Here is a 13296-nt window from a genome sequence, read left to right as displayed (position 1 = left end):
CGGACGCCCGCCGCGTCCCGTCGGCCGGTTGATCGACCGTCCTGAACGGGGGCGGGGGGCCCCGGGGGGGGGGCCCGCCCCCGGGCCTTCGCCCCCCCCACCGCGCCCGCTCACCGGAGGTACGACGCTCCGTTCAGGTCCAGGACCGCGCCCGACGACCACTCCGCGCCCGGTGACGCCAGCCAGCGCACCGCCTCCGCGATCTCGTCCGCCGAGGCCACCCGGCCGTACGGGCTCTGGGCGCGGATCCGCTCGCCCTCCTCGCCCGCCAGCCGGGACGCCACCCGCTCCGTGTCGAAGAAGCCCGGCGCCACCGACGCGACACCGATGCCGTACGGGGCCAGGGAGACCGCGAGGGACTGCCCCAGGGCGTGCACCGCGGCCTTCGTGGCGCCGTACGCCGGGTGGTCCGGTTCGCCGCGGAAGGCGCCCCGGGAGCCGATGTTGACGATCCGGCCGGACGCGGCGCGGGCGATCATGCCATGCGCGGCGCGATGGCTGAGCAGCGCCGTCGCCATGAGGTTGACGGAGAGATGGTGCTGCCAGGCCGCCGTCCACTCGTCGTAGCCGGTCGTGGGCAGGGGGTGGGCCGCGTTCACCGCCGCGTTGTTGACGAGGACGTCGATCCCGCCGAGCGCGTCCGCCGCCTCGTCCGCGACGCGGGCCGCCTCCGCCGGGTCCGAGAGATCGCCGCCGACCAGCACATGGCCCGTCCCGGGCAGGGATTCCAGGGTGGCGCGGGCGTCGGCCGAGCGGCTGCCGTAGTGGACGGCGACCCGGTCGCCCTGCGCGGCGAAGGCCCGGCAGACGGCGCGGCCGAGGCCACGGGACGCACCGCTGACGAGCACGCCGCGCCCGGTGGCCGCGAGCTGTCCCGTGGGGAGATTCATGGAGGGGCGCCTTTCGACGTCGGACGGTGTTCAGCCGCCGTTCAGGCACGCGCGGCAGCCTGGGGAGCGTACCTCCGCACCGCCGAGCGTCCGCGCCCCCGCGTCCTCGCTCGTTTTCTCCGCTCCCGCCGTACCCGTACCCGTACCCGTACCCGTCCCGGTCCCTCCTTCTGTCTCCAGGAGCCTCCATGCCGCTGACCCGCAGGGAATTCACCGGAAGATCGGCGCTCACCGGCGCCGGACTCGTCCTCACCGGCGCCGCGGGGGCCCTCGCGACGGCGCCCGGCGCCCTCGCCGCCGACGACGGCCCCGACGTCGCGTCAGGACCCGCGCCGGAACCGGGGTACGGGCCCCTCGTCGCCGACCCGCGCGGCATGCTCGCGCTGCCGGCCGGGTTCACGTACCGGGTCATCACCCACAGCGGGGTCACCCGGCTGGAGACCGGCGAGTACACGCCCTCGAACCACGACGGCACCGCCACGTTCGAAGGCAGCCGCGGGGTCACCCTGCTCGTCAACAACCACGAGCTGAAGGGCCCCAGGTCCGACTGGCCCCACCCCGTACCGCTCACCGAGGGCCTGGTCTACGACCCCGCGGCGGCCGGCGGCTGCACGGTCGTGGAGACCCGCCCCGACGGCCGGACCGCCGAGTGGGTCGGCATCGCCGGTACGTCGACCAACTGCGCCGGCGGACGCACCCCCTGGGGCACCTGGCTGACCTGCGAGGAGAACACCGACCGCGCGGGCGAGAACGGGATGACCAAGGACCACGGCTATGTCTTCGAGGTCGACCCGTACGACCGGCGCGCCAACCGGGACCCGCGCCCCGTCAAGGCGCTCGGCCGCTACGACCACGAGGCCGTCGTCATCGACCCCCGCACCGGGTACGCGTATCTGACCGAGGACGCCTCGGGCCCCAACGGCCTCTTCTACCGCTGGATCCCGCCGGGCGCCTTCAAGCACGGCCGCGGCCGGTTCGCCGGGCTCGCCGACGACGCGGGCGCCCTCCAGGCGCCGCGCTGCTTCGACGCGGGCGGCTCGTTCGTCGACGACCTCTCGCGCGCCACACGCATCGGTACGGTCTACGGCGTCGACTGGGTGGACGTACCCGAGCGGGACGCGCGGACCGTCGAGGTACGGGAGCAGTTCGGCGACGGTGACGTCACCCGGGCCAGAAAGCTGGAGGGCATGTGGTGGGGGGACGGCGGCGCGTACATCGTCTCCTCGTACGCCCGCGACGAGAGCCCCGGCACCCCGCACGACGGCCAGGTGTGGTTCTACCACCCCCGGCGGCGCACGCTCACCCTCAAGGTGCTGCTCGGCGTCAACCCCGATCCCACGAAGGACGGCTCCTTCGACGGGCCCGACAACATCACCGTCTCGCCGTACGGCGGACTGGTCATCGCGGAGGACGGCGAGGGGCTTCAGCACCTCTTCGGCGCGACGGAGCGCGGACGGACGTACCCCATCGCGCGCAACGACCTCAACGACAGCGAGTTCACGGGTGTCGTGTTCTCGCCCGACGGCCGCACGCTTTTCGCCAATATCCAGGAACCGGGGATCATGCTGGCGGTCACCGGCCCGTGGCGGCGCTCGCCGCGCCGCTGACACCGCCCGATCCGGGGCCGTCGCCGGATCCGGGGCCCTCGCCGGATCCTGGGCCGTTGGAGGCCCGTACCGTCGCCCCTTCCGGTACGGGCCTACCAGCCGACGCCGTCCGCCGCCAGGCCACGGATGTCCCGCACCTCCCAGGTGCGCAGCGGTTCGCCGGTGGTCAGCCGCAGCGCGGCGCAGCGCTCGCCGGTCGCCGCGTACACCGTGCCGCCCGCCACAGCGGGCGGCAGCCGGGCCACCCCGCCCACCGTCCGCCGCCGCCGTGAAGGGCCCGCCACCTTGCGGGCGGCCACTGTCTCGCTGCGCCGTCCGGGTGCGCCGTCCGGGGTGCGCCGACCGGGCGGCCGGACCCGGCGGTGAACGAACGAGAGAGCGGAGCTGGAGAGGGGAGCGGGGGCGGGGAGTGCGAGGGGAGTGAATAGGGCGCGAAAAGGGGGCGCGTACGGCTGCGGTGCGGGTGGTCCGGTCGCTCGTCCGCGGCCGGGCATGGCGCGGCGGGGCCCCTTGGGCGCATACTCCAAGTAATGACAAAGTCAGCCGGATCCCGGCGCCACCTGCCGTCCAGTCCCTTCAACCGCCAGGCCCCGGCCTCACCCCCGCCCGAGCAGTTCGATGTGGGAGACCGGGTCTCCCACGATCAGTTCGGGTTGGGAAGAGTCATCGGAGTCGAGGGCGAACACGCAGTGCTCATTGATTTCTCGGGTCGACAGGGGCGGATCCTGAGCCCCTTCGCCAAGCTCACCAAGCTCTGAGGCCCGCCCCGGCCCCCGGGCCGCCGCGGACCTTCAGGACCCGCGGTGGCCCGGGGGCTTCGCTCTGCCCACGCCGCGCCGGAGGATCCTCCGTGCCGGGAGGAGTCTCCGTTGCGGGAGAAGCCTCTTGTCAGAGGATCTTCGCGGCGGGCTTCACCATCCCGCGGACCGTCCTGGACTTCACGAACTCCCCGACGCCGGTCATCTCCCACTCGCCGGAGAACTGGCGGATCAGCTTCGCCATCATCACGCCCGTCTGCGGCTCGGCGGTGGTCAGGTCGAAGCGGACCAGCTCCTCGCCGGACGTCGCGTCGATCAGCCGGCAGTACGCCTTGGCGACCTCGGTGAACTTCTGCCCGGAGAACGAGTTCACCGTGAAGACCAGGCCGCTCACCTCGGCGGGGATCGCGCCGAGGTCGACGACGATCACTTCGTCGTCACCGCCGCCCTCACCCGTGAGGTTGTCGCCGGAGTGCTTGATCGCCCCGTTCAGGATCGAGAGCTTGCCGAAGTAGCAGCTGTCGAGGTGATTGCGGGCCGGACCGTAGGCGATCACGGACGCGTCGAGGTCGATGTCCTTGCCCCGGTACGCCGGCTCCCAGCCGAGGCCCATCTTCACCCGGCTGAGCAGCGGGGCGCCGCCCTTGACCAGCGACACCGTCTGGTTCTTCTGGAGGCTGACCCGGCCCTTGTCCAGATTGATCTTCCCGCTGCCGGGCGCGGGCGCGGCGGGCGCCGGGGGCGGGGTGGCCGGTACCGGGGGAGCGGCGACCCGGGGGTCGGCGATCGCGGGTGCGGGGGCCGGCGCGGGCGCCGCCGCCGGGGCGGGCTCCTCGACGGAGACGCCGAAGTCGGTGGCGATCCCGGCCAGCCCGTTCGCGTACCCCTGGCCGACCGCGCGGGCCTTCCAGACGCCGTTGCGCAGATAGATCTCCACGATCACGAGGGCCGTCTCCGCGCCCAGCCTCGGCGGGGTGAACGTGGCCAGCGCGCCGCCCGTGCCGGCGTCCCGGATCGTGGCCGTGGGCTCGATGCCCTGGAAGCTCTGGCCCGCCGCGTCCGGGCTCGCCGTGACGACGATCTTCTCGATGCCGACGGGTACGGCGGTGGTGTCGACGACGATCGCGTCGGGCGCCGACCCGCCGCCGGAGCGGTAGCTCACGCCGGGGCCCGCCGGCTGGTTGTAGAAGATGAAGTCGTCGTCTGAGCGCACCTTGCCGTCGGCGGTGAGCAGCAGGCCCGATACGTCGAGCCGCACGGGAGCGGCGACGTCCACCGCGACATGGGCGGTGGGGAGAGGGATGTTCGAGCCAGGGGTCATAGCTGTCATGCCAGACGTAACGAACGACCCCGCTTTGCCGTTCCCTTACCTTCGGCCGCCTTCTGCGGCCTTCCTCCCCACCGCCTGAAGGCGTCTCGGCGAGGCCACCGAGGCGGGTCGGTGGTGCTCAGTAAGGCCACCGAGGCGGGTCGGTGGTGCTCAGTAAGGCCACCGAGGCGGGTCGGTGGTGAAGGCGCCGCCCAGCCGCGTGTGCGCCGGGTTCGACGGATCCGCCTCGCCCTGCTCCGCGATCAGCTTCTCGGCGTACTGCTCCGAGTCGTCCCGCGGTTCGTACCCGAGCGCCCGCGCCGTCGTCAGGTCCCACCACAGCCGGGTGTTGGCGGACGAGCCGTAGACGGTGGTGTGGCCGACGTTCTCGGCGGTGAGCGCCGCGTGGAAGAGCCGGGCGCAGTCGCCGGGGCTCAGCCAGATGGAGAGCATCCGTACGGAGGTGGGCTCCAGGAAGCAGGAGCCGATCCGTACGGAGACGGTCTCCTGGCCGTGCAGGTCCCAGTAGAGCTGGGCCAGGTCCTCCCCGAAGCACTTGGAGAGCCCGTAGAAGGTGTCGGGGCGGCGCGGCGTGTCGATCGGGATCAGCGGCTCGCCGGGCTCGGGGCGGGGGGTGAAGCCGACCGCGTGGTTGCTGGAGGCGAACACCGTGCGCCGTACCCCTGCCGCGTGCGCCGCCTCGTACAGGTTGTACGTCCCCTCGATGTTGGCGCGCACGATCTTGTCGAAGGAGGCTTCCAGGGAGATGCCCGCCAGATGGATGATCGCGTCGACGCCCGCCACCGCCTCGCGCAGCGCCGCCTTGTCCGCCAGGTCCGCCGTGATGGCGTCCGGCTCGCCCTCGATGGGTGTGGCGTCGAAGAGGCGCAGCTCGTAGCCGTACGCGGGCAGCAGGCCCCGCATCAGGGTGCCGAGGCCGCCTGCGGCGCCGGTGAGCAGGACGGTACGGGGTGCGGGCATGGGCGGAATCTCCTCGACGGTTCGGAGAACACTCAGATTCGTAGACAGAATTCACATGCGTGGACAAAATAAGGAGGGTGGCGGGTCATCGTCAAGTGTCGCCCGCGGGGCGCGAATCCGCCCCCGCGTTGCGGTATCCCGTCTTGACCGGCCCCTCAAGGCTGGCCTAGCGTGGCGCCGTTCAGACATATGGACACCAATCAGAGTGATGCACGAGCCATCAACGCTCGCCCCACGGCCAGGGAGCGCCCGTGACCTCAGCCCCGCTCGCCGCCCGCCTCACCCGCGTGGCCGGGCCGCTGTTCTTCCCCGTCACCGCGTACGGGCCGGACGGCGGCCTCGGCCTCGACGCCTTCCGCGCACACGTCCGAGGCGGTGTCGACGCGGGCGCCGCCGCGGTCTTCGCCTGCTGCGGCACCGGGGAGTTCCACGCGCTCGACCCGGAGGAGTACCGCCGGTGCGTCGCCGCAGCCGTCGAGGAGACGGCGGGCCGCGTCCCCGTCGTGGCGGGCGCCGGCTACGGCACGGCGCTGGCCACGCGGTACGCCCGGATCGCCGAGGAGGAGGGCGCGGACGGGCTGCTCGCCATGCCGCCCTACCTGGTCGTCGCCGACCAGGAGGGCCTGGTGCGCCACTACACCGAACTGACCGCCGCCACGTCCCTGGAGACCATCGTCTACCAGCGCGACAACGCCCTGTTCACCCCCGCGACCGTCGTCGCGCTGGCGCGGAACGAGAAGATCGTCGGCCTCAAGGACGGCCACGGCGACCTCGACCTGATGCAGCGGACCGTCAGCACCGTCCGCCGCGAGCTCCCCGGGCGGGAATTCCTGTACTTCAACGGGCTGCCCACCGCCGAACTCACCGGGCTCGCCTACCGGGGTCTGGGCATCACCCTCTACTCCTCCGCGGTCTTCGCCTTCGCCCCCGACATCGCCCTCGCCTTCCACCGGGCGCTCACCACCGGCGACGACGCGACGGCCGTCCGGCTGCTCGACGGCTTCTTCGTACCGCTGGTCGAACTGCGCAACCTGGGCCGCGGCTACGCCGTCTCGCTGGTCAAGGCAGGGGTACGGCTCGCCGGTCTGGACGTCGGAGAGGTACGGCCACCGCTGCGCGAACCCCGGGCCGACCACCTCAAGGCCCTCGCGGAACTCGTCGAGCACGGCCGTACGCTGCTTCCCGCCGGGGAGGACGCGTGAAGACCTCCGCCTTCGTCTACCCCTGGGACGTGGTGGGCGACCCCGACGCCCCCGACCGGATCGCCGACCTCGGGGTCCAGCAGGTCACCCTGGCCGCCGCCTACCACTCCACCCGCGCCCTGACCCCGCGCCATCCGGGCCACCGGATCGTCACCGCCGAGCACGCCGCCGTCCTCTACCCGCCGGACGCCGCCCGCTGGGCGGGCCGCGAGCCGCGCCCGTACCCGTCGGGCGCCTGGGCCCCCGGCGACGCCTACGGCGAGGCCGCCGAGGCGCTGGCCGGCGCCGGACTCGACGTGCACAGCTGGGTCGTCCTCGCGCACAACTCCCGCCTCGGCGCCGAGCGTCCCGACACCTCCGTGGTGAACGCCTACGGCGACCGCTACCCCTGGGCGCCCTGTGTCGCGCGGCCGGCCGTCGCCGCGTACCTGACCGAGCTGGCCGCCGAGGCCGCCGTACGCCCCGGCACCGGCGGCACCGAGCTGGAGTCCTGCGGCTGGTACGGACTGGGCCATCTGCACGCCCACGACAAGACCGCCGGGGTCGCCCTCGGGGACGCCGCGCAGTATCTGATGTCGCTCTGCTTCTGCCGGGTCTGCCGGGAGGGGTACGCGGGCCTCGGCGCGGCCCCGGACGAACTGGCCGCCGCCGTACGGCGCGCGCTGGACCCCGTGTGGGCCACGGGATCCCGGGAGAGCGGCTGGGCCGCCGTCGAGAAGCTGCTCGGCGCGGATCTCGCCGCCCTCACCGACACCTGGCGGCGCGGCGTCGCCCAGGGACTCCAGGAGGCGGCCGTCGCGGCCGTACGGGCGGAGGCGGCCCCCGGTTTCCAGGTGCTGCTGCACGCCGACCCCGCCCCGTACCGCGTCGGCGCCAACCCGGGCGTGGACCCGGCGCACATCCTGGGCGTCGCGGACGGCGTCGTGCTGCCCTGCACCGGCGGCGCGGCGGCGGCGATGCTCGGCCCGTTCGCCGACCACCGCACCGGGACCTCGGTGCTGGCCGCCAACTTCGGCGTCGTCAGCGGCATGGGCGGAGACCCGGCCGCCCTCGCCGAGGACGCCGCGCACGCCGCGGAACTGGGCGCGACCGAACTGCGGCTCTACCACGCGGGCCTAGCCTCGGACGCGGACCTGGCGGCGGTGAGGGCGGCGCTCTCCCGGCTACCCGGCTGAGCCCGGGGACCCACCCGGCCCACCGGACCCACCGGACCTGTCGGGCGCTCCCGCCCCGTCGGGCCCGGCCCTTCCTGCCGTGGCGGGCGCCGCCCGCAGGAGCCACCCGGCCGTCAGCAGCCCGGCCGCCCCGGCCACCGGCAGCAGGACGGTGTGGCTCACGACGGCCACGAGGCCGGCGCCCAGCGCCAGCGCCACCGCGTTCGGTACGTACATCAGGGTGTTGGCGCTCGCCACCGTCCGGCCGACCGCCGCGTCCGGGGTCTCCCGCTGGACGGCCGTCAGCGCGGTGAGCAGCACCGCCAGCGTGAGCTGACAGCCGATCAGCAGCGGCCGCCGCCGCACCCGGTCGGCCACCACCCCCAGCACCGGACCCACCAGCACCGGCGCCCACATCGCGAAGACCGTGAGCGCGGCCAGGCTGTCCGACCCGGTCAGCGACTTGACCCAGATCCCCGACACCAGCCACATCGCGGACGTGCCGAACCCGGAGACGACGACCCCCGCGAGAGCGAGCGCCGCGTTCCGGTCCCGCAGCACACCGCCCCGTGTCGACCTCATGGTCTCCCCCCTCCACTCCCGCCGCCGAACCGCACGAGGCGTCAGTGTGGCCGCTGAGGGGAGGGTCCGCGCATGGGGAGAACGACCTACTTCCCGCCCCGGAGCGCGGCCCGAGAACTCTGAGGACCCTCAGCCCGAGAACTCTTGAGGCCCCTCAGGCGCTCCGGGTCCCCGCAGCCGGAGTCACCGGGACGGGCGGGTCACTTCAGCGCCGCCCGCATCATCTTCTGCGCGATCGGCGCGGCCAGCCCGTTGCCGCTGACCTCCGAGCGGGCCGCGCCCGAGTCCTCCACGATCACCGCGACGGCGACCTCCTTGCCGCTGGAGGAGTCCTTCGCGTACGACGTGAACCAGGCGTACGGCGTACGGCTGTTGTCCACACCGTGCTGCGCGGTGCCCGTCTTGCCGCCCACCTCGGCGCCGTCGATCCGCGCGTTCGTCCCGGTGCCGTCCTCGACGACCGTCACCATCGCGCTGCGCAACTGCTCCGCCGTCGCGGACGAGACGATCCGGGTCGTGTCCCCGTCCGGGTACGACTGGAGGGCGTCGCCGCTCGCGTCCACGACCTTCGACACCATGTGGGGCGCGGCCATCAGCCCGTCGTTCGCCAGCGCCGCCGACACCATCGCCATCTGGAGCGGCGTCGCCGTCACATCGAACTGGCCGATGCCCGTCAGTGCCGTCTGCGCCTGATCCATGCCGGACGGATAGACGCTCGCCGAGGCGCGCACCGGCATGTCCTGCTTCGCGTCGTTGAACCCGAACTTCTCCGCCATGGCCCGCACCTTGTCCTGCCCGAGATCGGCGGCCATCTTCGCGAAGACGGTGTTGCAGGAGTACCGCAGGGCCGTACGGATGGTGGCGTTCTCGCACGGCGCGGAGGTGTTCTCGTTGCCCAGGTCCTGGCGCGTCGTGGGCAGCGTGTACGGGTCGGGGCTGTCCGTCGCCTCGTCCACCGAGCTGTAGAGACCGTCCTCCAGCGCCGCCGCCGCGACCACCAGCTTGAACGTCGAACCCGGCGGCAGCGGCTGGCGCAGGGCGCGGTTGACCATGGGCTTGTCCGTGTCCCCGGTGAGCTTCCGCCACGCCGCGCCGTCCGTCGTCCCGCTGATCTCCGAGGGGTCGTACGAGGGGGTGCTGACCACGGAGAGGACGCGGCCGGTCTTCGGGTCGATCGCGACGGCGGCGCCCTTGTTCGAGCCGAGCGCGTCGTATCCGGCGCGCTGTACGGCGGGGTCGATCGTCGTCAGCACGTCGCCCGGCCGGGTCCGCTCGCTCAGGAGCGCGTCGAGCGGGTTCTGGAGCCGGCTGTCCGTCCCGTCGAGGACATCCGCGTAGATGCCCTCGATCTGGGTGGAGCCGTACGCCTGCGAGCTGTAGCCGGTGACGGGCGCGTAGAGCGCGCCGTCCCGGTACGTCCGCTTGTACTCCAGATCGCTCCCGCTCGTCTTCGCGGAACCGGTGACCGGCGAACCGGCCACGATGATGTCGCCCAGTGGCCGGGCGTACTGGTCGATGGCGGTACGACGGTTGTGCTGATCGTCCGCGAGTGCCTTGGCCTCGTACGCCTGGACCCAGGTCGCCCGCACGAGGAGGGCGAGCACCAGGGACAGGCAGATGACCGCTGTGTGTCTGATCGTCTTGTTCATCCCGTATCAGGGACGAGCGGGGGAGGGGGCCGGGTTCCCCCCGAGGGCGAGTCTCAGGAACTCTTCATCCTCGGTCCTGGGCCGGGGTCCTGGGCCGAGGGCCGAGGCCGGGGTTCAGAGCCGCCGGGTGGCGAGCGTGAGCCGGTCCCGCGCGTCGAACAGCGTGTCCTTGATCATCTGCTCGTGCGCGGGCGTGAGCCGGGCCACCGGCACCGAGCAACTGATCGCGTCCCGCGCCGGCGTCCGGTACGGGATCGCGATCCCGAAGCAGCGCAGCCCGAGCGTGTTCTCCTCGCGGTCCACCGCGTACCCCTGCTCGCGCACCGTGCGCAGCTCCTCGATCAGCCGCTCGCGGTCCGTGATGGTGTGCTCGGTCAGCGCGGGCAGCGTCTCCGGCAGCAGCGCGCGCACCTGCTCGTCGCTGTGGGTCGCGAGCAGCGCCTTGCCCAGCGAGGTCGAGTGCGCGGGCAGCCGGCGGCCGACCCGGGTGAAGGGCCGCAGATAGTGCTGGGACTGACGGGTGGCGAGATAGACCACATTGACGCCGTCGAGCCGCGCGAGGTGGATGGTCTCGCTGGTCTCGTCCGAGAGCCGGTCCAGCGTCGGCCGCGCGGCGGCCACGACCTCGTCCCCGTCGATGTACGACGTGCCGACCAGCAGCGCCCGTACGCCGATGCCGTACCGCGTCCCCGTCGCGTCCGTCTCCACCCAGCCCAGCTCGACCAGCGTGCGCAGCAGCATGTAGAGGCTCGACTTGGGGTAGCCGACCGCCTCCTGGACGCTGGCCAGGGAGTGCATGCCGGGGCGCCCGGCGAAGTATTCGAGCAGCTCGACCGTCCGTACCGCGGACTTGACTTGCGCTCCACCGGTTTCCGCAGCCGACATCGTCGTCCCTCGCCTCTTCTGGCCCGTTGGCCTTGCCCGCCTGACCGCTCTTGACCCCACAGAACGCACGGAAATAGAGTCCTTGCACATTCACTATCAGGAATCCTGTTCAGAATACCGAACAGTATCCGGGTCAGGGAGCCGATGACGGTGAGTGGGTCCGTACGTTCGTGAGTCGGGAAGGAAGCCGCGGTGGCAGCAGCACCAGTCTGGAGTGTCGACCCCCGAACGGGGAAGCCGCGTGAGCAGGTCGCGCAGGAGGCCACGGCCGTCGAGGTGGACAGCGCGGTCCGGGGCGCGCACGCGGTCGCGGGAGCGCTCGCCGACCGTACGGTGCGGGCCGCCCTGCTCCGTACGGCGGCCGACCTGCTCGACGCCGCCGGTGAGCACGTCATCGAGGCGGCGGACGCCGAGACCGCCCTCGGACCCGTCCGCCTCACCGGAGAGCTGGCCCGCACCACGGCCCAGCTGCGGGCCTTCGCGGAGGTCGTCGACGAGGGCGCGTTCCTCGACGTACGCATCGACCACGCCGATGGCGACCGCACCCCGCCCTGGCCCGACCTGCGCCGCTACAAGGTGCCGCTCGGCGTCGTCGCCGTCTACTCCGCGAGCAACTTCCCGTTCGCCTTCTCCGTGCCCGGCGGCGACACCGCGAGCGCCCTCGCGGCCGGCTGCCCGGTCGTCGTCAAGGCGCACCCCGACCACCCCGCCACTTCCGAGCTGTGCGTCTCCGTGCTGCGCAGGGCCGCCGCCGAGGTGGGACTGCCCGAGGACGTGGTGAACCTCGTCCACGGCTTCGAGGCCGGGGTCGAACTGGTCAAGCACCCGCTGGTCTCGGCGGCCGGCTTCACCGGCTCCGTACGCGGCGGGCGCGCCCTCTTCGACGCGGCCGCCGCCCGGCCCGCGCCCATCCCCTTCCACGGCGAGCTGGGCTCCCTCAACCCCGTGGTGATCACCGAGGCCGCCGCCGCGGGCCGCGCCGAGGAGATCGGCGCCGGGCTGGCCGGATCGATGACGCTCGGCGTCGGCCAGTTCTGCACCAAGCCCGGCTTCGTGCTGGCCCCGGCCGGTGAGCCAGGCGACCGGCTGCTCAAGTCCCTGACCTCGGCGGTCAGCGACACCGAGCCCGGCGTGATGCTCGACCACCGGATGCGCGACGCCTTCGTCGCGGGCGTGGCCGAACGGGCCGCGCTCCCCGGCGTGGACGCCCCCGTCACCCCCGGCGCGGGCGGCGAGCACACCGTCAGCGCGGGCTTCCTCACCCTGCCCGCCGAACTGCTCACCGCGGAGGGACCGCACGACCTGCTGCTGGAGGAGTGCTTCGGCCCGGTCGCGGTCGTCGCCCGGTACACCTCCACGGACGAGGTCACGTCGATCCTCTCCCGCCTCCCCGGCAACCTCACCGCCACCCTCCACCTCGCGGGTGAGGAGGCCGACGGCACCGAGCCCGGCGCCGCCGAACTCCTCGCCGAACTGACCCCGCTGGCCGGCCGCGTCCTCGTCAACGGCTGGCCCACCGGTGTCGCGGTCGCCCCCGCGCAGCAGCACGGCGGCCCGTACCCGGCGACGACCTCCACCTCCACCTCGGTCGGCGCCACGGCGATCGAGCGCTGGCTGCGCCCGGTCTCGTACCAGTCCACGCCGCCCGCGCTGCTCCCGCCGGAGCTGCGTGACGAGAACCCGCTGGACCTGCCGCGCCGCGTCGACGGCCGACCGGAGAGCTGAGCCCGCTCACCTCTTCCTCCCCTGCCCCACCGCGCACCCCGCGCGGTGGGGCAGTCGCGTTCCGCGGAGGGGCGCCGCCGGTTCCCGCACGACCCGAAGGGCGCGGAGGCCGGCGCGGTGCTGGCGCCGTGCCGCGCCTGCCAGGAGCAAGGAATCGTCACCTGGTGACCATCGGATGACCGCTGACCGTCGGGCGATCCGCCGGATCCCAGGAAATGATGGGAGAGCGTCACCGCAAGCAACCAGCAGCCGACACACCGCGCAAAACCCCTGGGCCGCGCCGGAAGGACACGTCATGACCGCCACCGCTCCCACGGCCCCGACCGCACCAGGGGTGCGGTCCTGGTGGGGAATCCCGTTCGCCACCGCTGGAGGCCCGGCTCGCCCTTCCCCTCTCAGTGGACGAACACGGTAAGGAGTTCCGACAGCTCCGCAGGACGACGTGGACGGTCAGGGGTACGCGCCGCCGCCGCACTCCGCTCACTGGTGGGCCGTGGTGTCGCGGGCGGCGAAGGCGGCCGGGGTGAGACCGGTGCGGTCGCGGAAGAAGCGGC

General features: G+C 73.1%; 12 protein-coding genes. 5 read left to right on the top strand and 7 right to left on the bottom strand.

Annotation, left to right across the window (positions count from 1 at the left end):
• Nucleotides 1–110: 110 nt before the first annotated feature.
• Nucleotides 111–890: an SDR family NAD(P)-dependent oxidoreductase gene (locus ACIQ7D_RS26365; RefSeq protein WP_403941470.1), complete on the bottom strand. Its 780-nt coding sequence runs from the start codon at nucleotides 888–890 to the stop codon at nucleotides 111–113.
• Between the two features lie 188 nt (nucleotides 891–1078).
• On the opposite strand from ACIQ7D_RS26365, the gene ACIQ7D_RS26360 reads away from it, so the two are divergent.
• The gene (locus ACIQ7D_RS26360; protein ID WP_403941469.1) at nucleotides 1079–2497 is read left to right on the top strand and encodes an alkaline phosphatase PhoX; all 1419 of its coding nucleotides are present in this window, start codon (nucleotides 1079–1081) and stop codon (nucleotides 2495–2497) included.
• 92 nt (nucleotides 2498–2589) lie between these two features.
• On the opposite strand, the gene ACIQ7D_RS26355 is transcribed toward ACIQ7D_RS26360, so the two are convergent.
• Nucleotides 2590–2781 (bottom strand): hypothetical protein, encoded by a 192-nt coding sequence (locus tag ACIQ7D_RS26355; RefSeq protein WP_403941467.1) that lies wholly within the window; start codon nucleotides 2779–2781, stop codon nucleotides 2590–2592.
• Between the two features lie 246 nt (nucleotides 2782–3027).
• Between ACIQ7D_RS26355 and ACIQ7D_RS26350 the strand changes: the two genes are divergently transcribed.
• A complete protein-coding gene (locus ACIQ7D_RS26350; protein ID WP_078490871.1) occupies nucleotides 3028–3255 on the top strand; it encodes a hypothetical protein in 228 nt (75 codons plus the stop codon).
• Between the two features lie 130 nt (nucleotides 3256–3385).
• Here the strand turns inward: ACIQ7D_RS26350 and ACIQ7D_RS26345 are convergent, their stop codons facing one another.
• Together ACIQ7D_RS26345 and ACIQ7D_RS26340 are read right to left on the bottom strand one after the other, a co-directional pair.
• A complete protein-coding gene (locus ACIQ7D_RS26345; RefSeq protein WP_403941465.1) occupies nucleotides 3386–4585 on the bottom strand; it encodes a TerD family protein in 1200 nt (399 codons plus the stop codon).
• Between the two features lie 150 nt (nucleotides 4586–4735).
• The gene (locus ACIQ7D_RS26340) at nucleotides 4736–5545 is read right to left on the bottom strand and encodes an NAD-dependent epimerase/dehydratase family protein (RefSeq protein WP_403941463.1); all 810 of its coding nucleotides are present in this window, start codon (nucleotides 5543–5545) and stop codon (nucleotides 4736–4738) included.
• 251 nt (nucleotides 5546–5796) lie between these two features.
• Between ACIQ7D_RS26340 and ACIQ7D_RS26335 the strand changes: the two genes are divergently transcribed.
• Both ACIQ7D_RS26335 and ACIQ7D_RS26330 read left to right on the top strand, forming a co-directional pair.
• Nucleotides 5797–6747, top strand: a complete 951-nt coding sequence (locus ACIQ7D_RS26335) for a 5-dehydro-4-deoxyglucarate dehydratase (protein ID WP_403941461.1) — start codon at nucleotides 5797–5799, stop codon at nucleotides 6745–6747.
• The gene (locus ACIQ7D_RS26330; RefSeq protein WP_403941459.1) at nucleotides 6744–7922 is read left to right on the top strand and encodes a hypothetical protein; all 1179 of its coding nucleotides are present in this window, start codon (nucleotides 6744–6746) and stop codon (nucleotides 7920–7922) included. Before ACIQ7D_RS26335 ends, ACIQ7D_RS26330 begins: the two co-directional genes overlap by 4 nt.
• Here ACIQ7D_RS26330 and ACIQ7D_RS26325 read toward each other — a convergent pair.
• From ACIQ7D_RS26325 to ACIQ7D_RS26315, 3 genes are all read right to left on the bottom strand, one after another.
• Nucleotides 7911–8483 (bottom strand): hypothetical protein, encoded by a 573-nt coding sequence (locus ACIQ7D_RS26325; RefSeq protein WP_403941457.1) that lies wholly within the window; start codon nucleotides 8481–8483, stop codon nucleotides 7911–7913. The two genes, ACIQ7D_RS26330 and ACIQ7D_RS26325, sit on opposite strands and share 12 nt — an antisense overlap.
• A gap of 200 nt (nucleotides 8484–8683) precedes the next feature.
• On the bottom strand, nucleotides 8684–10132 hold the full coding sequence (locus ACIQ7D_RS26320) for a peptidoglycan D,D-transpeptidase FtsI family protein (RefSeq protein WP_403941455.1): 1449 nt from the start codon (nucleotides 10130–10132) through the stop codon (nucleotides 8684–8686).
• A 114-nt stretch (nucleotides 10133–10246) separates the two neighbouring features.
• Nucleotides 10247–11017 (bottom strand): IclR family transcriptional regulator, encoded by a 771-nt coding sequence (locus ACIQ7D_RS26315; protein ID WP_403941453.1) that lies wholly within the window; start codon nucleotides 11015–11017, stop codon nucleotides 10247–10249.
• 192 nt (nucleotides 11018–11209) lie between these two features.
• Here ACIQ7D_RS26315 and ACIQ7D_RS26310 point away from each other — a divergent pair, with 192 nt between their 5' ends.
• Complete coding sequence (locus ACIQ7D_RS26310; RefSeq protein WP_403941452.1) at nucleotides 11210–12742, top strand: aldehyde dehydrogenase (NADP(+)); 1533 nt, start codon at nucleotides 11210–11212, stop codon at nucleotides 12740–12742.
• Nucleotides 12743–13296 lie beyond the last annotated feature (554 nt).

It is taken from the genome of Streptomyces sp. NPDC096310, assembly GCF_044763125.1.
Lineage (GTDB): Bacteria > Actinomycetota > Actinomycetes > Streptomycetales > Streptomycetaceae > Streptomyces.
This window is presented reverse-complemented; position numbering and strand designations above follow the sequence as displayed.

Coding starts and splice junctions, on each gene's coding strand:
- ACIQ7D_RS26365 (WP_403941470.1), bottom strand. CDS start 890: ATGAATCTCCCCACGGGACAGCTCGCGGCCACCGGGCGCGGCGTGCTC.
- ACIQ7D_RS26360 (WP_403941469.1), top strand. CDS start 1,079: ATGCCGCTGACCCGCAGGGAATTCACCGGAAGATCGGCGCTCACCGGC.
- ACIQ7D_RS26350 (WP_078490871.1), top strand. CDS start 3,028: ATGACAAAGTCAGCCGGATCCCGGCGCCACCTGCCGTCCAGTCCCTTC.
- ACIQ7D_RS26345 (WP_403941465.1), bottom strand. CDS start 4,585: ATGACAGCTATGACCCCTGGCTCGAACATCCCTCTCCCCACCGCCCAT.
- ACIQ7D_RS26340 (WP_403941463.1), bottom strand. CDS start 5,545: ATGCCCGCACCCCGTACCGTCCTGCTCACCGGCGCCGCAGGCGGCCTC.
- ACIQ7D_RS26325 (WP_403941457.1), bottom strand. CDS start 8,483: ATGAGGTCGACACGGGGCGGTGTGCTGCGGGACCGGAACGCGGCGCTC.
- ACIQ7D_RS26320 (WP_403941455.1), bottom strand. CDS start 10,132: ATGAACAAGACGATCAGACACACAGCGGTCATCTGCCTGTCCCTGGTG.
- ACIQ7D_RS26315 (WP_403941453.1), bottom strand. CDS start 11,017: ATGTCGGCTGCGGAAACCGGTGGAGCGCAAGTCAAGTCCGCGGTACGG.